Source organism: Methylocystis sp., assembly GCF_046349115.1.
In the GTDB taxonomy this organism is placed as follows: Bacteria; Pseudomonadota; Alphaproteobacteria; order Rhizobiales; family Beijerinckiaceae; genus Methylocystis.
The window spans coordinates 752,730-769,202 of sequence record NZ_JAXMCX010000001.1 but is presented as its reverse complement, the minus strand read 5'-3'; the positions used below and the strand labels follow the sequence as shown (position 1 = coordinate 769,202).

The 16,473-nt window shown below is 62.2% G+C and carries 19 protein-coding genes; 13 read left to right on the top strand and 6 right to left on the bottom strand.

The features are described from left to right. Nucleotides 1-92 precede the first annotated feature (92 nt). The 4 genes from U1E20_RS03595 to U1E20_RS03580 all read left to right on the top strand — a co-directional run bounded on the left by U1E20_RS03595 (nt 93) and on the right by U1E20_RS03580 (nt 3,672). Complete coding sequence (locus U1E20_RS03595; protein WP_409979215.1) at nt 93-725, top strand: DUF1326 domain-containing protein; 633 nt, start codon at nt 93-95, stop codon at nt 723-725. A gap of 15 nt (nt 726-740) precedes the next feature. Then, nucleotides 741-1,571: a DUF2182 domain-containing protein gene (locus U1E20_RS03590; protein WP_409979214.1), complete on the top strand. Its 831-nt coding sequence runs from the start codon at nt 741-743 to the stop codon at nt 1,569-1,571. A gap of 28 nt (nt 1,572-1,599) precedes the next feature. Next, nucleotides 1,600-2,157, top strand: coding sequence for an isochorismatase family protein (locus tag U1E20_RS03585; RefSeq protein WP_409979213.1), 558 nt, complete (start codon nt 1,600-1,602; stop codon nt 2,155-2,157). 183 nt (nt 2,158-2,340) lie between these two features. Next, nucleotides 2,341-3,672 carry a nicotinate phosphoribosyltransferase gene (locus U1E20_RS03580; RefSeq protein WP_409979212.1) on the top strand — a complete coding sequence of 444 codons (1,332 nt, stop codon included), beginning with the start codon at nt 2,341-2,343 and terminating at the stop codon, nt 3,670-3,672. A 43-nt stretch (nt 3,673-3,715) separates the two neighbouring features. Here the strand turns inward: U1E20_RS03580 and U1E20_RS03575 are convergent, their stop codons facing one another. Both U1E20_RS03575 and U1E20_RS03570 read right to left on the bottom strand, forming a co-directional pair. After that, nucleotides 3,716-3,970: a hypothetical protein gene (locus U1E20_RS03575; RefSeq protein ID WP_409979211.1), complete on the bottom strand. Its 255-nt coding sequence runs from the start codon at nt 3,968-3,970 to the stop codon at nt 3,716-3,718. 76 nt (nt 3,971-4,046) lie between these two features. Then, nucleotides 4,047-4,451, bottom strand: coding sequence for a BLUF domain-containing protein (locus U1E20_RS03570; RefSeq protein WP_409979210.1), 405 nt, complete (start codon nt 4,449-4,451; stop codon nt 4,047-4,049). Nucleotides 4,452-4,729: 278 nt separating this feature from the next. Here U1E20_RS03570 and U1E20_RS03565 point away from each other — a divergent pair, with 278 nt between their 5' ends. After that, nucleotides 4,730-5,005 carry a phasin family protein gene (locus U1E20_RS03565; RefSeq protein WP_409979209.1) on the top strand — a complete coding sequence of 92 codons (276 nt, stop codon included), beginning with the start codon at nt 4,730-4,732 and terminating at the stop codon, nt 5,003-5,005. Nucleotides 5,006-5,397: 392 nt separating this feature from the next. Further along, complete coding sequence (hemP, locus tag U1E20_RS03560; protein WP_409979208.1) at nt 5,398-5,583, top strand: hemin uptake protein HemP; 186 nt, start codon at nt 5,398-5,400, stop codon at nt 5,581-5,583. Between the two features lie 85 nt (nt 5,584-5,668). Here the strand turns inward: hemP and U1E20_RS03555 are convergent, their stop codons facing one another. Continuing rightward, the gene (locus tag U1E20_RS03555) at nt 5,669-7,939 is read right to left on the bottom strand and encodes a TonB-dependent siderophore receptor (RefSeq protein ID WP_409979207.1); all 2,271 of its coding nucleotides are present in this window, start codon (nt 7,937-7,939) and stop codon (nt 5,669-5,671) included. A 311-nt stretch (nt 7,940-8,250) separates the two neighbouring features. Between U1E20_RS03555 and proB the strand changes: the two genes are divergently transcribed. Beyond that, a complete protein-coding gene (gene proB / locus U1E20_RS03550) occupies nt 8,251-9,381 on the top strand; it encodes a glutamate 5-kinase (RefSeq protein ID WP_409979206.1) in 1,131 nt (376 codons plus the stop codon). Nucleotides 9,382-9,614: 233 nt separating this feature from the next. After that, nucleotides 9,615-10,052, top strand: coding sequence for a four-helix bundle copper-binding protein (locus tag U1E20_RS03545; protein WP_409979205.1), 438 nt, complete (start codon nt 9,615-9,617; stop codon nt 10,050-10,052). Nucleotides 10,053-10,149: 97 nt separating this feature from the next. Here U1E20_RS03545 and U1E20_RS03540 read toward each other — a convergent pair whose 3' ends face one another. Continuing rightward, nucleotides 10,150-10,836, bottom strand: a complete 687-nt coding sequence (locus U1E20_RS03540) for a type 1 glutamine amidotransferase domain-containing protein (protein ID WP_409979204.1) — start codon at nt 10,834-10,836, stop codon at nt 10,150-10,152. Nucleotides 10,837-11,005: 169 nt separating this feature from the next. Further along, complete coding sequence (locus U1E20_RS03535; protein ID WP_409979203.1) at nt 11,006-11,575, bottom strand: hypothetical protein; 570 nt, start codon at nt 11,573-11,575, stop codon at nt 11,006-11,008. A gap of 241 nt (nt 11,576-11,816) precedes the next feature. Here U1E20_RS03535 and U1E20_RS03530 point away from each other — a divergent pair, with 241 nt between their 5' ends. Both U1E20_RS03530 and U1E20_RS03525 read left to right on the top strand, forming a co-directional pair. Next, complete coding sequence (locus U1E20_RS03530) at nt 11,817-12,725, top strand: GNAT family N-acetyltransferase (protein WP_409979202.1); 909 nt, start codon at nt 11,817-11,819, stop codon at nt 12,723-12,725. Nucleotides 12,726-12,997: 272 nt separating this feature from the next. Then, nucleotides 12,998-13,768 (top strand): hypothetical protein, encoded by a 771-nt coding sequence (locus tag U1E20_RS03525; RefSeq protein WP_409979201.1) that lies wholly within the window; start codon nt 12,998-13,000, stop codon nt 13,766-13,768. On the opposite strand, the gene U1E20_RS03520 is transcribed toward U1E20_RS03525, so the two are convergent. Next, entirely contained in the window at nt 13,765-14,103 is a 339-nt protein-coding gene (locus tag U1E20_RS03520; protein WP_409979200.1) for a septal ring lytic transglycosylase RlpA family protein, read from the bottom strand. The genes U1E20_RS03525 and U1E20_RS03520 overlap by 4 nt on opposite strands. 448 nt (nt 14,104-14,551) lie before the next feature. On the opposite strand from U1E20_RS03520, the gene U1E20_RS03515 reads away from it, so the two are divergent. The 3 genes from U1E20_RS03515 (at nt 14,552) to U1E20_RS03505 (ending at nt 16,473) form a co-directional block, all read left to right on the top strand. Further along, nucleotides 14,552-14,926 (top strand): hypothetical protein, encoded by a 375-nt coding sequence (locus U1E20_RS03515; RefSeq protein ID WP_409979199.1) that lies wholly within the window; start codon nt 14,552-14,554, stop codon nt 14,924-14,926. Nucleotides 14,927-15,016: 90 nt separating this feature from the next. Further along, entirely contained in the window at nt 15,017-15,979 is a 963-nt protein-coding gene (gene trxB, locus U1E20_RS03510; RefSeq protein ID WP_409979198.1) for a thioredoxin-disulfide reductase, read from the top strand. A gap of 62 nt (nt 15,980-16,041) precedes the next feature. Then, nucleotides 16,042-16,473 (top strand): endonuclease domain-containing protein, encoded by a 432-nt coding sequence (locus U1E20_RS03505; protein WP_409979197.1) that lies wholly within the window; start codon nt 16,042-16,044, stop codon nt 16,471-16,473.

Genomic DNA, 16,473 nt, shown 5'->3' with positions numbered 1-16,473 from the left:
GTCTTCTCCTATTTCAAGCGTCTCACCCATCGCTTGCGAGATCGAGCGGCTTCAGGTCTTAATTGCGTAGACCGGATCGAGAGGAGACATCGATGATCCCCTGGGAAATTCAGGCGCGCGAATTCGTCAATTGCAGTTGCGGCTACGCCTGCCCCTGTCAGTTCAATGAATTGCCCACTCATGGCCATTGCCAAGCCGCCGGCGCCATCGCGATCGACAAGGGATATTTCGGCGATGTCTCGCTGGGCGGCACGAAGATCGCCTTCGTCTTTAGCTGGCCGGGCGCGCTGCATGAAGGCAAGGGCAAATGTCTGCCGATCGTCGATGAAGGCGCGAGCGAAGATCAACGCAACGCCCTGCTGACCGTTATGTCCGGCGGCGAGACCGATCCCTTCGCCACCATGTTCAATGTTTTCGCCTCGACGCTGGAGACGGTTTACGATCCGGTCTTCACCAAGATCGACTTCGACGTCGACATCGACGGGCGGAAAGGGCGGATCAATGTCGAGGGCTATTTCGAAACCGTCGGCGAACCAATCCGCAATCCGGTCACTGGCGAACCGCACCGGGTGCGCATCGACCTGCCGGAAGGCTTCGAATATTCAGTCGCCGAGATCGGCAGCGCGTCGTCGAATGTGCGCGGTCCGATACCGCTCACATTGAAGAACAGCTACGGCCAGTTCGCGCGTCTTCATCTCAACAATCACGGTCCCGTCCGCGACTGATTGGCGGAAGCTGCGGTGGAAACGACGGCCTTTGAAGCTCTTCTCCGGCGTGACCGGATGATCGTCATCGGCGGTCTGATCATCATCTCGGCGCTCGCCTGGCTCTATGTCCTGACCGGCGCCGGCACGGGCATGAGCGTCATCGCGATGACCCGCATCGCCGTTTCGCCGGGCGCTTTCTCGGACGACGCGGCGATGCCGCAGCAATGGACCGGCGCCTATTGGGCGATCATGCTGGCGATGTGGTGGGTGATGATGATCGCCATGATGGCCCCGAGCGCCGCGCCGATGATTCTGCTTTACGCGCGCGTCACGCGTCATGAGCAAAGGAGCGGCAGGCTCGCGGCGGGCGTCGTGCCGACGGCCGGATTCGCCGCCGGCTATTTGCTCGCCTGGCTGGCCTTCTCGGTTCTCGCCGCCGTCCTGCAGTTTGCGCTCGAACAGGCCGGCCTCGTGCACTCGATGCTGATGTGGTCGCTGAACTCCTGGCTGTCGGCAGGCGCGCTTTTGGCGGCGGGGCTCTATCAGCTCACGCCATATAAAGAGACCTGCCTCAGGCATTGCCGCTCGCCGGCGCATTTTCTCTCCGCGCATTGGCGTCCCGGCCAGCTCGGCGCGATCCGGATGGGCGTCGAGCACGGCGCCTATTGCGTAGGCTGCTGCTGGGCGCTGATGGCGCTGCTGTTCGTCGGCGGCATCATGAATCTGCTTTGGATCGCCGGCCTGTCGGTCCTGGTGCTTTTGGAAAAGGTCGTGCCGTGCGGCGAGTGGATCGCGCGCGCGGCGGGACTCGCCTGCATCGCAGCGGCCCTTTCGATCGCGGGCCGCGCGGTTGGAATTGCCTGAACACGCCTGGAGCATGGCTAGAGAAAAGATGAAACTGCAGGCCGGCGACGCGCTTATTATTGTGGATTTGCAGCGCGACTTCTGCGAAGGCGGCGCTCTCGAAATTCCCGACGCCGACGCGACCGTCCCCGTGATCAACGGACTGATCGCGGAAGCCGACGCCGCCGGCGTTCCGATCTTCGCTTCACGCGATTGGCACCCGCCGGGCCATGCGAGCTTTCGTGAATCTGGCGGACCATGGCCAGCGCATTGCGTTCAGAGCGGCGCGGGCGCCGAGTTTCATCCCGATCTGCGCCTGCCCGAGCGCGTCATCATCGTCAGCAAGGGAGAGGCGCCCGAGCGCGACCAGCTTTCCGCCTTCGACGCCACTGGTTTGGCCGATCGTCTACGCGGTCTCGGCGTGCGTCGAGTCGTGATCGTCGGACTGGCGCTCGATGTTTGCGTGCTTGAAACGGCGCTGGATGCGGCGTTGGAAGGATTTGAAACGCACGTCTGGCTTGCCGGCGCCCGAGCCCTCACGGCGGAGGGCGCGAGAGACGCCGTCAAAAAAATGCGCAAGGCGAAGGTCGTCATCGAAAAGGACTGAAGCCTCAACTCATCGAACGCGAGCCAGGAGGCTCGCGGTCTAGGATCGGCGGCCTTTGGACCGCGAGCCTCCTGGCTCGCCATTGAGTCCCGCAAATTTGCCGGGCTGCAAGGCCATGGCTATGTTCGCGCCCATGCGCAGGCGTCGCCGCCATGCGCCCATCGCAGCAACAGGAAGCGGTTCGTGTCCAATAGCGCGCTTTTCGCGGACCTCTATGAATTCGCGATGCTGCGCGCCTATTTCGAACTGGGAATGGACGCGCAAGCGACGTTCAGTCTCTTCGTGCGCAAGCTGCCGCCGCAGCGCAATTTTCTGATCGCCGCCGGCTTGCACGAAGTTCTCGACGCGATCGAAAATCTGCGTTTCGAGCCGCAGCAGATCGACTATCTCGCATCGCTCGAATTTTCGACGAAGCCGTTTCTCGACTGGCTCGCCGGCTTTCGCTTCTCCGGCGATATCTATGCAATGCGCGAAGGCGCGCCCTTCTTCGAGAATGAGCCGATCATGGAAGTGGTCGCGCCGATCGCCGAAGCGCAGCTCATCGAAACGCTGGTCCTCAATCAGATCGGGCTGCAAACCATGCTGGCGTCGAAAGCGGCGCGCGTCGTCGGCGCCGCGCGCGGCCGCAGCGTCGTCGATTTCGGCGCAAGACGGTCGCAGGGTCTGGACGCCGCGATGAAAGGCGCGCGAGCCTTCTCTATCGCCGGCGTGGGGTCGACGTCGAATGTCGCCGCCGGCGCGCGCTATGGACTGTCCGTCGCCGGCACTATGGCGCATAGTTTCGTAGAGGCCTGCGCGTCGGAAATGGACGCCTTTCGGTCGTTCAGCGAAGTCTTTCCCGACACGACGCTGCTCGTCGACACCTATGACGCGATCGAAGGCGTCAAGAAGGTCGTCGCTCTGGCGAAGGAGCGCGGCGCGGATTTCAACATCCGCGCGGTGCGAATCGATTCCGGCGATCTCGACGCTCTGTCGCGCGAAACGCGTCGGATACTCGACGCCGCCGGCTTGAACGACGTGCGGATCGTCGCCAGCGGCGGCCTCGATGAAACACGCATCGACGCGCTCACGTCTCGCGGCGCGCCGATCGATATATTCGGCGTCGGCACGGATTTGGCCGTATCGAGCGACGCGCCCGCGCTCGACATCGCCTATAAGCTGACCGAATACGCCGGCGAGGGACGAATGAAACTCTCGGCCGGCAAGCGCTCGCTCCCCGGCCGCAAGCAGGTCTTTCGCGAATTTCGCGACGGCGTCGCGGTCAGGGACGTCATCGCGCGGCATGGCGAAATCCTGCCCGGCGTTCCTTTGCTGGAGCCGTTCATGCGTTCAGGGCGCCGGCTCGCGACGCAATCCAGCGACCTGCGCGACATCCGCGACTATGCGAAAGCGGAGCTCGCGGCGCTACCGCCGCATCTGCGAAAGCTTCACGCACAAGAGCCGCGCTATGAAGTGGCGATCAGCGACGCGCTCGCGCGCTATGAACGGGAGACCTATCAACGATTGATCGATTAAATCGCGCCGCCCTTGACCGGAATCGTTCTAATCGCGCGGCGACTCATTTCTTGTGATCGATAGGCTGGCTTTGGTTTTTTCCGTCAACGAATTCCGACGTGAAACGCTTGAGCGCGATTTTGAGATCGTCGGCATAGCTGATCGCCCCGAGCGATTGAAATCTGTCGATGTCAGCAAGCATGAGTTCTCTGACCGGCGCCTGTCCACGATGCAGATTGGCCAGATAACCGGACAGCAGCCGCCCATGCCTTGTGCGGACTTCCGATTTTCCGTCTCCCGTGGCCGGGCCCATCTTCATGGCGATCCCTAATGTTAGCGGCCAGAAGCGGCGCGACGCGCCTTATGCCGGCGCTTTCCCTAAGCAAGAATTGCGCTCACCGCGGTTCGGCGAACGCCGGCGCGTGGCCAAATCCGAAAAAGGCGTCGATCATGGCGGGAAGGTCCTGCACGCGCGGCGTCGCTTCCCGAGGCTTCCCCAGGGGCTTAGGCGCGCCGCAACACAGCTTCATGCCCAAATCTGGATAGCTGCGGGCAAAAATGCGCTCATTGGCGAGCTTGACGACGCCGGAATGGCGAGCGTCCTTGCGGATCCGCAAATAGAGCAGCGTCAGCGCGTCCGCAGGTCCCTCGAGAACCTGCAGAAAATTGAGGCCGTTGTAGTGAAGCGCGCCGCTGATTTGCATCCGCCGGTTTCGCTCGGCGGCCTCCTCCACCATCGCTTCGATGGCGAAAAAGTTCAATTCAATACTGACGTTACTGAAATAAACCAGTCGATGCACCGCTGACTCCGTAAATCTGCTTCAGACCAAGCGTGGCGTTCGGTCTGGCATCGCCTAGCTTAACCTCGGCAGCCCGAGTCATTGATAAGCCAATACTCAAGCTTATGCAATAACTGAACTGGCATGATATATATCAAGGCTCTGCTCCACTGTCATAGATTCATGTTGGAACAAATGTATAATAATTGAATATTGCATCACTTTTTGCTCGCAGAGGGGGCGTCGGCACGGCCGCATCCCCTCTCGATTTATGGGCAGGCAACTTTAAGGAGAGTAAAATGATCGCGCTCGACGCCACCTTCGTTTCGACGACGCTGAAGACCTATCAGGACTATGCGATCCGCTTGATGGAATTCGGCCAGATCAACACGCGTTCGGCGCTGCAATTCGTCCAAGACGTCTGGACGGCGAAATCGCCGGACGACTTCGCCCAAGCCATGGTCAACTACGGCCGCCGTCAATTCGAGTGCTGGTCCGAGGAGGTCGACGAACTGGCGGCCACGAGCGGCGGCGAACAGACGGAGGACGGCGAGGCGATCGGCCTCGGCGACTAACCGCCCGGCGGACGCACGGCTAGAGCGCCCTGCGAAAAAGTGGGAACCGGTTTTTCGCATAGAGCGCGCTCTAAACTTTCGGAATCGATCACGTAATCTGCGTTTAGGCGATTCCGCCTAAACGCAGCGTGATCTAGCCGGATCGTCCAACGCGTCGGCCTGCGAATTCGGCGTCTTGCCAGTCGATATCGCCTAAAGGCAATTGATGCGATTGATCCCAAAAGCTCAAAGCGCGCTTTGCGCAAAAAGCCGGCGTCCAATTTTTTCGAGCCGCTAGGTCCGGAAAACGTCGAGACTGACATCTTGAAATCTTCATAACGTATGGTCTGAAAGTATTCCAAAGAGTCGACATATGGATTGACGTTTGGCGTGCGACGCAGAACCTTTCCGCAATGGACGAGGAACTTGAAAAATCAATCGCTGCGTCTGCTGCGCGCGATGCGCGTCAAAGCGAGCCGATCCTGGAAGTCGATACGCGCGAACTGCTGGGCGAGCGGCGCGAGGCGACGATCATTCACGCAGGGGAACGATACCGGCTGCGCATCACTTCAAACAACAAGCTGATCCTGACGAAATAAGTCGGTCGTCGACTCCCGATGCGCCGCGCTTACGGCGACCGCATTTTCGCGAGCGGCGCCACATCGCCCGCGGATTTGGAGCGATCTAGAATCGATAGATCAGCGAGCCGATGATTGTGCGCCGCGGTCCCCAAAAACAGAAGCTCGTCTGGCATCCTCTATACTGCACATCGGCAAGGTTGCGCCCATTCACCTGGAGCCGCGCGCCGTTCAGGGCGGGGTCGATGTGAGAGAGGTCATATTGGAGATTGGCGTCGAGATAGGTCGTCGGTCCGGCCTTGAACGGCAACGTGTTGTCGTCGTCTCCGAACGTTGCGCCGGCGTAGCGCAGGCCAAAGCCTGCGCCGAGGCCGGCGAGCGCGTAACCTGGCTGAATCGTATAGCCGATCCAGGTCTTGAACGTCTCGCGCGGGACGCCTGAAACTCTGTTGCCGTGGATAGGAGAGTCGGCGGCGCCGGCAAATCGCAAATCGAGATTCGTGTAGGCCAGGGATAGATCCCACCCCGGCCCGACGCTTGCGACACCCTCGATCTCGAACCCGCGCGAGCGTACCGCGCCCGTCTGCTCCTGAAAATTGGGATTGAAGGCGGCGGGCTGAAGAATCCCTGACTGGCGAATGTCGAACCATGAGGCCGTGAGCAGAGCGTTCCAGCCTTCCGGCTGAAATTTGACTCCGAATTCCTTCTGCTCGCTGGTTTGGGACTTAAACGGCGTCCCGTCCGGTCCGGTGCCGAGCAAGGGAACGAAACCGGTCGCGTAATTGGCGAAGGGCGCGACGCCAAACGGGCCGAGAACGACTCCGCCCACACGCCATGTCGACGCCTTATCGCGCTGTATCGTTTCGACGTAGGAGACGGGAGACGAAAAGTAATTGGAGTCCGCAGTGTTCGTCTTTGTATAGACCCAGTCTTGGCGCCCGCTCGCCGTCAGGACAATCGGGCCGAACTTCGCCTGATCCTGCACATAAATCGCAAGCTGGTCCTGCTTCTGCGCCGAATTGTAAGAAAAGCCGGGCGACACGATTCCCACCGCGCCGTAGGACGGCCTGGGATAGAGCAGCAGGTCCGGGACCAGGTCGAAGCGATAACCCCATTTGCTGTCGTTTTGCGCATAGGTCCATTCCAGACCGGCGACCACCGTATGATCGACGGCGCCGGTCGAGAACCTCGCATGGACCTGGTTGTCGAGGCCGACAGTGTTCAGATGGTCGACGTCGCGTCCCACCTGGCGGTTGCCGACGCCGGCCGCGAGATCGATGTAGTTGAAGTCCGTCCAGCGCCCGTCGGCGACAACATTGACGTATCGCACGTTCTGCTTGAACGTGATGTGCTCATTGAACCTGTGTGCAAACTCGTAACCGATGCGACGCTGGTTTTGATCGTAATTGGCGAAATTCGGATCGCCCGTATAAAGCCGCGAGAGCAGGCCGTCGGTATAGTTCTGGTAAAAGAACGGCGATGCGTCAGTGCGGTTGAACATAAACTCGCCGAAGAAGGTCAGCGAGGTGACCTCGTCCGGCCGCCAGGCGAACGCCGGCGCGATGAAATGGCGTTGATCCAGGCCGCTCGGCAGCCAGTCCCTGCCGTCGCGGAACAGGCCCGTCAGCCGAAAGGAATAGACGCCCTGTTCGTCGATCGGACCGCCGACGTCGATATTTCCCTGATAGCGGTTCCACTCCCCGATCTGGAGCTGAACCTCGCGCAGGGGCTTCATCGGCGGGCGTTTGCTTTGGAGATCAATGAGGCCGCCGGGCGAACCGAGGCCATAGAGCGCTGAACTCGGACCCTTGACGACGACAATCGACTCCAGACCGTAGGGTTCTTGCCTGAAAATGCCAAAAGGCGCCGCTGGCTGACGCAGACCGTCGCGGTAAATGCCCGTATAGGTCATGTCGAAGCCGCGCAATTTGAATACGTCAAAACGTGGCTGATAGCCGAAGTCGTCGGCAACGACGCCGGACGTATATTCGAGCGCCTGGCCGAGGCTCTGAACGTTGCGATCATCAAGCTGTTTCCGCGTCACCACCGAGATCGACTGCGGAATTTCGATGATCGGCGTTGCTGTCTTCGTTCCCGCAGTCGTCGTCAGCGGAACATATCCGTCGACAACCGTCGGCGATCCGCCAACCAGCAGGCGCCTCTCCGCCGCCCGCGTCGCATCGACGTCATCCGATACGCGCGATGAGGTCGCGTCTGCGGGACGCGAGGCAGTCCGCGCGGTGGATTTCGCGCGCTGACCTCCAACGTCGATTGTTGGCAAAACTTGCTGCGCCTCGGAGCGCGAAGCCATCATCAGATTGAACGCCAAGACCACAGCCGCAGTACAGTAGATCGCGCGCGCACGTTCCCGAGCCATTTTGGCAACCCCAAGCCGGATTTTTCCAAATCTTTTGCTGGCTGGCTGGGGCGCGAAAACGCGAATCGGCGTCGCCGACTGGCTGGCTGGCTATTATTCAGCTTAAGCCACATCGAAACGACATTTCAACAATCTCAGCCAAGACATTCGTTGCAAGAATTCCAATAAGCTCAAATTCATTTGGCCCTTCGAATACTGGCCGTCGCGGCGGCGCGCGAAATTTGCGGTCGGTCGCGCGCTGGTTTAACTCAAGCGCTCTATTCAAATCGCGCTCGCCACGCCCCTTACCTGGACGTTTCCGCTTCGCCCACATGACCAAGCGCGCTCCCGCCCTTTCCGACTTCAAGCGCATCGTCGTCAAGGTCGGCTCCTCGCTGATCGTCGATCCCAACAGGGCGTCGGCGAAACGCGCCTGGCTGAAGCGTCTCGCCGACGATCTCGCTGACCTGCATCGCGCCGGCGCCGACGTTCTCGTCGTGTCGTCCGGCGCCGTCGCGCTCGGGCGCAGCGTATTGGGCTTTTCGCGCGGCGCGCTGAAGCTCGAAGACAGCCAGGCGGCCGCCGCCGTCGGCCAGATCGCGCTCGCCAGGCTCTGGGCGGAGATACTGCACGACCGCGGCCTCGTCGCCGGACAGGTGCTGGTCACGCTCGGCGACACCGAGGAGCGCCGCCGCTATCTTTACGCGCGCGAATGCCTCACGCGGCTCTTGTCGCTGCGCGCCGTGCCGGTGATCAACGAGAACGACACGGTGGCGACGGCGGAAATCCGCTATGGTGACAATGACCGCCTCGCCGCCCGCGTCGCGACAATGGCGAGCGCCGACCTTCTAATCCTGCTGTCCGACGTCGACGGGCTCTACAGCGCCCCGCCCGATTCAAATCCCGACGCCCAGCACATCGCGGTCGTGCCGCGCGTCAGCGCCGAGATCGAAGCCATGGCCGGCGGCGCCGCCTCGCAATATTCGCGCGGCGGCATGCGCACCAAGATCGAGGCGGCGAAAATCGCCACGACCGGCGGCGCCCATATGGTGATCGCCGACGGGCGCGAAGACGCGCCGATTTCGCGCATCGCCGCGGGCGGGCGCTGCAGCTGGTTTCTGACCCCGTCCAATCCGGTGACAGCGCGCAAGAAATGGATCGCCGGCTCCTTGGAGCCGAAGGGCGCCGTCCATATCGACGACGGCGCGGCGAAGGCGCTGCGCTCGGGCCGCAGCCTGCTGCCAGCTGGGGTGACGCGGATCGAAGGCGGCTTCGCGCGCGGCGACTGCATATTGATCCGCAACGCCAAGGGCGGCGAGATCGGCCGAGGACTCGTCACCTATGACGCCTCGGACGCGGCGAAGATCATCGGCCGTTCGACCAAGGACATCGAGTCGCTCCTCGGGTTCAAAGGCCCCGACGAAATCATCCACCGCGACGATATGGCGCTGAACGGAGAGTGAGGCTAGCGCCGGCGCAATGCAACCGACCAATAGCGTTCGCACCCGGTTTTGCCCGGCGGAAACAGCGCAAAATCAAAAGCTTCTTTTTAACCCATACTGCCCGTCTTTGCTGATTACCGCAGCGCATGAGGCGCAATTCAATCGGCTCGCGAGATGTTTCCTGAATCCGCTCTGAAGCCTATGCTGGCTGCGCCTCGCGTACCACCGGGGCCAACATCAGGGGAGGTATTTCTATGGAACGTCGCGAATTTATTTCAACGCTCGGCGCCGCCGCCACTGTTCTTGCGGCTTCGTCCGCCTTCGCGGAAGAAGCCGCCACACACGCAAATCACTCGCATCCGCCGAAATATAAGGCGCTCGCCGAGTCTGCATCCAAATGCGTCTTGGACGGCAACAACAATCTGCGGCACTGCTATGGCATGGTGTCGATGAATGACACGAGCATGGCGGAGTGCATCAAGCTTACCCATGACACAATCGCCGCCTGCTCGGCTTTGGAAAGTCTGGCGGCGGTCAATTCGCCCTCGACCCCAGCCATGGCGAAGGTCGTCGAGGCGATCTGCCTCGCTTGCAAGAAGGAATGCGACAAGTTCCCGCAATATTCGGAATGCGTCGCGATGGGCGCGTCTTGTAAAAGCTGCGCGGAAGAATGCCATAAGATCACGGCCTGACCGTTTGGGTCACGACGGCGGCGCGATTCCGACGCGCCGCCGTCTTCATTGGGAGCGATCGCGCGCATCGGGCGAGGCGGGATGGTCCAGACCCGCTCTATCTCGCCTTGCGCAGCGTTTCGAGAAGAAGCTCGGCGGTCGGGCCTGACGAGCCGGGGTTCTGGCCGGTGATCAGCTGGCCGTCGATGACGGTATGAACGCCCCAATTCATAACCTTCGAGAATATGGCGCCGCAATTCATCAATTCGTCCTCGACGAGGAAGGGCACGACCTTGGTCAATCCGACTGCTTCTTCCTCGCCATTGGTGAAGCCTGTCACGGCTTTACCCCTCACGAGCGGCGCGCCGTCCGGATTTTTGACGTGTCGCAGCGCGCCGGGCGCGTGGCACACCAGCGCGAACGGCTTGCCGGCGGCGAAGAATGATTCAATCAGCCTGATCGAATGCTCATCCTCGGCGAGGTCCCACAATGGGCCGTGGCCGCCGGGGTAGAAGACGCTGTCATAGTCTTCCTGCTTGACGCTATCGAGGCGCATCGTCGCGTCGAGTTGAGCGTTGGCGGCGGCGTCCTTCTCGAACCGGCGGGTGATATCGGTCTGAAAGCTCGGCTCGTTGCTTTTTGGATCGAGCGGCGGGCGGCCGCCCTTGGGCGATGCGAGGATAATCTGAGCGCCGGCGTCCTTGAAAACATAGTAAGGAGCCGCCAGCTCCTCCAGCCAAAAGCCAGTCTTGCGTCCCGTGTCGCCGAGCTGGTCGTGTGAAGTGAGAACCATCAGGATTTTCATGATGACACTCTCGATCTCGAACAGGAGACGACCTTAAGCCAGCCGTCAGAGGCAAAAAAGGATGTAGGCGCTTGATCCCTCGGCGCGGATCAGAATCCTCCGGGAAAGCGGCGCCATGATAACGGAATGCGCGCAATGGCGACATGACGCGCGAGGGAAGCGGCGAAGACTATTGGCAAGTCTTCTGTGGCGCGGCCTTCAGCAAAAAATCGCGGTTCTCCGGATCGCCCGGGCTGAGATAAAGAAACGGTCCGACGTCCGACCCCGTCTGCGGCAGTTCGAGCGTCTCCGCCACCACGACATGCGCCCCGTCGGATCGCGGCGAGATGCGGAAGCGGCCAGAATGCGCGTTCTCGATCCGGCAATCGCGAACGCCCGGGGCGTTCGTCCTGCACCGGCGCATCTCGGCGGCGGAATCCGAGCCGTTGCAGACAAGGCCGTCGGCCTCTGGCCAACAGACGCCAAGCGAGTCGAAGCTCGTCTGGCGCTGTCCCGCCCAGACCTGCAAAAGCGCGTCGGCGACGGGCGGCTTGTCGCCGCCCTCCGACGGCGACACTGACGTCGGCGCGATCTTCAGTCGCACATGGCGCACGATCTGGCGGCGATGCGCGCCAAGATGCGCCTCGTCATAGATGCGTTCGTAGCAGCCGGCGAGCGGCGTTTCGGCGCTTGCCTGGGTCGCCATCAGCAATAACGCCGCGCCGGCGCGCCACAGTCTCCTGGTCTTGGTCGCCCTCATCGTCCCCCGCCTTGTCATGCGCGCGCCAGATCCGCAACTCTAGATCGCGCGGCGTTCAGGCGGGTTCGCCTCAACGCAGATAACGCAATCGATTCTAGCGATTTAGAGCGCGCTTTACGCGAAACGCCGGTTCCCACTTTTTCGCGGCGCGCTCGAGCGTCGCCGTAGCATTCGTCGCGTCACAAAAGCTTCGCCTCTCCGTGATCTTCAATCGGATGGATCGATGCGGAGCGAGTCGCACATGTGGACGGTTAACGCGGATATCGGTCAGACGATCTTCGCCCTCGTCAATTTTCCGCAAACTGCTTCGAAACAGCCAAGACAGATGAAGAAAGCGCTCGCCGAAACGCTCGGCCGCTTGGGCACGCTCGAAGTGCGGCTCGCGCGCGGCAGAAAAGAAGTGCGCAAGGCGCAACGCCTGCGCTACCAGGTCTTCTACAAGGAAGGCGGCGCCATTCCCGACGCGCGCACGGCCTTCACCCGGCGCGACGCCGACCGCTTCGACAAATTCTGCGATCACCTCATCGTCATCGATCACGCGGCGCAGACCCGACTCGGCAAGATCAGGCCGAAAATCATCGGCGCCTACCGGCTGATGCGCGACGATATGGCGGCGAAAGCCGGCGGCTTCTATTCCGAAGGCGAATATGACGTCGCGCCGCTTCTTGCCCGTCACGCCGGCAAGCGCGCGCTGGAGCTCGGGCGCTCCTGCGTGCTCGCGCCCTATCGCGGCAAGCGCACGATCGAACTCTTGTGGCGCGGGCTTCTCGCCTATGTGCGGGCCCATGACATCGACGTGATGTTCGGCTGCGCCAGCCTGCACGGCGCCAATCCGCTCGCCCATGCGCAGGCCTTGAGCTATCTCGCGCATTACGCGCCGGCGGAAGACGAATGGCGCGTTAGCGCAAGAGAAGAGCTGCACACGCCGATGCGGATGCTGGCGCATGACGCCTTCGATCCGCGCAAGGCGCGCGACGCGCTGTCGCCGCTCATCAAAGGTTATCTGCGCGTCGGCGCCCGTTTCGGCGAAGGCGCCGTCGTCGATCGAAAGTTCAACACGACCGACGTTTTCGTGGTGATGCCCGTCGCCGAAATCGACGCGCGCTATCTCGAATTTTTCGGCGGCGCCTCCCACCGCCGCGCCGCTTAGGCGCGAACCGCCGCTTTGCGCGCGCCCATCGAATAACGAATGCGATCGACATTATGCGGCGTCAGGGCAGACGCGACGCCCCTGCGCCCGTGGCAGCGTAAACGCGGCCTTAGATTGCCAAGCTAAAAATTCAAGCATAGCATAAGCTTGGGCCGACCGCGGGCGGCGGGCGGCTTTCAGCCCAGCATTACGCCATGCGTGCGTCAGCGGTTTTTGTCGTGTCTTGCGTGACGGCCGCTGCGGCGCAACCGGCCTGCGCCGGCGCTTGGCTCATGCCGCCGGGCAAGGGACAGGCGATTGTCACCACCACCTTCGCCGATGCGCGCAAGGCCTATGACGCGAGGGGGCGACTGATCGAGACGCCTTCCTATCGAAAGTTCGAAACCAGCGTCTATCTCGAGCATGGCGTCCTCGACTGGCTGACGCTCGTCGCGGAAGGCGGCTATATGAAATTCAACGGCGCCGCCGCGCCCTCCGACCGTCTCAATTTGCTCATCGACGAAGCCAAGGCCGGCCTGCCGCTGTCGCCGCAGGCGCTGCCGGGCGCGCGCTATGAGGGCCTGGGGCTGGGCGCGCTTGGCGCCCGGACGCTGCTCTTTTCCTGGAACGATTACATCGTCTCGGCGCAGGCGGGCGTGCGCACGGCCTCGCCGACCGCGCGGCGGTTCCTCGACATGCGCGACGCCGTCCAGGGCGATGTGCGGCTGCTCGTCGGCAAGCCGTTCGAACTGTTCGGCCTTGCCGGATTCATGGATGCGCAGCTCGGTTATCGCTCGCGCGGACAGAATGGCGACGAAATCCGCGCCGATTTCACTCTCGGCCTGCGTCCCCTGCCCACGCTCCTGCTTCTCGCCCAGAGCTTTTCCGGCTTTGCGCCGAAAGGCGGTCCCGCCGGCGTCGTCGCCGCGCAGAAATTTCAACTGAGCGCGGTCTATGACATGACCGCGTCGCTCTCCTTGCAGCTCGGCGCGATCGCCGCGCTCGGCGGGGTGAATTCGCCGGCGGAACGCGGCCTGATCAGCGCTCTATGGTGGCGGTATTAGTCGGAAACCGGCTCGACTTTGACTTGGGCGACGCCTGCCGATCTGAAGCCGAGACTTTCGGCCGCCGCGACGGAAACATCGATCACCCGGCCGCGCGTAAAGGGACCGCGATCATTCACCGTGACGACGACCGAGAGATTGTTGCGCAGATTGGTCACGCGCACCTTCGAGCCGAAGGGCAGCGTGCGATGCGCCGCCGTGAGCGCGCCGACCCGCACGCCGCTCGCGGTCCGGCCTTTGAGCGCATAATAGGAGGCCTTGCCCACCCATTCCCCCGCCTGCCCGGCCGTCGCAACAAGCATGATCGCGACGCCAAGGACGATAATTCGGGGCATTGAATTATTCACCACGCTTCTCCCTTTTGAGGTCGCACGCATCGATGCGGCGTCCTGCAGCCACCCGCGCAATAAAAATTGCACGTGTCCAAACAAAGGCCGCACGTCACGTCGACCGCCGGCAAGACAGCGCCGCATTTTTAGAACTCAACAACGATTATCAATCCAATGTTGTTCCATTACTGCTGATCAATAACTCTTAACCATCGAAATTCTATTGCTCATCGAACCTGCAAATCCTGTGACAAAACAGCAACACAATCAGATTATTTTCGATCGAGGATCGTTTTTGTTCCGAGAGCCGCTGTGGCTTGAACTCCAGGCGTCGGGCGCAATGTACGGGGTCGCGGCGGACAATCGAGCGCGGCGCGCCGCGCATTTCCGTTCTCCTGCATAATTTCGAACGGAGAGGAGGCCGTACCTGTCCAAATCGACCAAAGCGGCGGCCGTGGCCGGCGCCCTGCTCATCGGCTTGACCGCCCATTCCGGCGTGGCGCGGGCGCAGCCCTGGGACGGTTGGCATGGCTTCGGCTGGGACGGCGTCGGCCGGAGCGGCGTCGGCGTTCGTGGCGCGATATTGCCCGGCGTCCATTGGGCCGGGCGTTGGGGCGGTCGCGCCGGCCCGGGCCGGCCCGCGGGATGGGGCGAGCCCTGGGGCTGGAGCTATTACCGCACCGACCTGCCCGCCTCTAGTTGGGGCGGCGGTTGGCCCGATGACGGCAACGCCGGCCATGGCGGCTGCTATCAGCTCCGCCGGGCGTGGACCCAATGGGGCTGGCGACGCCAATTGGTGAATATCTGCGACACCGGCTGGGGCTGGTAGCCGACCGACTTTTTGCAACCGCGCTCTGGCGGTTGCGGCGACGCTGAGAATGACTAGATTGCGGGCTTCGTCATTCGCGAGGCCACATTCATGCCGCAGCACGCGCGCGTCATCATCATCGGCTCCGGTCCGGCCGGCTATACGGCGGCGATCTACGCCGCCCGCGCTCTGCTCGAGCCGATGCTCATCGCCGGCTTCGATCAGGGCGGCCAGCTGATGATCACCACCGAGGTGGAAAATTACCCCGGCTTCGCCGAGCCGATCCAAGGGCCCTGGCTGATGGAGCAGATGCGCCTGCAGGCCGAACACGTCGGGACCAAGCTCGTCTCCGACCATATCGTCGAGGCGCGTCTCGACGAACGGCCGTTCAGGCTCGTTGGCGACAGCGGCAAGACCTATACCTGCGACTCGCTGATCATCGCCACCGGCGCCAAGGCGAAATGGTTGGGACTGCCGAGCGAGGAGAAATTCAAGGGCTTCGGCGTCTCCGCCTGCGCGACCTGCGACGGCTTCTTCTTTCGCGGCAAGAAGGTGCTGGTCGTCGGCGGCGGCAACACAGCGGTCGAGGAGGCGCTGTATCTTTCCAATCTCGCGTCGCATGTGACGATCGTTCACCGGCGCGATGAATTCCGCAGCGAGCGCGTGCTGGTGAAGCGCCTGCTCGCGCAGAAAAACGTCTCGATCCTGTTCAATCACGTCGTCGACGAAATCGTCGGCGGCGACAATCCGCCGAGCGTCACCGGGGCGCGGCTCAAAAACGTCGCGACCGGCGCGACGCATGAACTCGGCGTCGACGGCGTCTTCATCGCCATCGGCCATTCGCCGGCGTCGGAACTCTTCCGCGGCCAGCTGACGATCAAGCCCTCCGGCTATATCGCCGTCGAGCCGGGCACGACGCGCACCAGCATGCCGGGCGTCTTCGCCGCCGGCGACGTCGCTGATGAGACCTACCGCCAGGCGGTGACCGCGGCGGGGCTCGGCTGCATGGCGGCGCTAGAAGTCGAGAAATTCCTGCTCGACGCGCCAAGCGCGGCGGAAAAGGAAATCGCCTGAGATATTGTCGCACCGGGCGCTTGCATTCCCCTCCCCCCGCTTGCGGCGGGGAGGGGCTAGGGATGGGGGGCCGCGCCATGAACGATAAAGCTGATCGTTCAGCCCCTCGAACGCCCCACGCGCGAAAATTGCGCGGCGAAGCGACGCCGGCCGAACGTCGACTTTGGACTCAGCTCCGACAACTTGAAATCAAAGATGTTCATTTCCGCCGACAAGCGCCGATCGGCCCCTATTTCGTGGATTTCGCATGCCATCGCACGCGCGTCGTCATCGAGCTAGACGGCGAGCAGCATGGGTTCGACGCTGAACGGCTGCGCGACGAAAAGCGCACCCGATTTCTCGAGACGAGCGGTTATCGCGTGCTGCGATTTTGGAATCACGAAGTTTTACGCAATCTGGAAAGCGTTGTGGACACAATCTGCGCCGCGCTCTACCAAACGCCCGAGCCCCCCACCCCTAACCCCTCCCCGCCGCAAGCGGGGGGAGGGGAATAG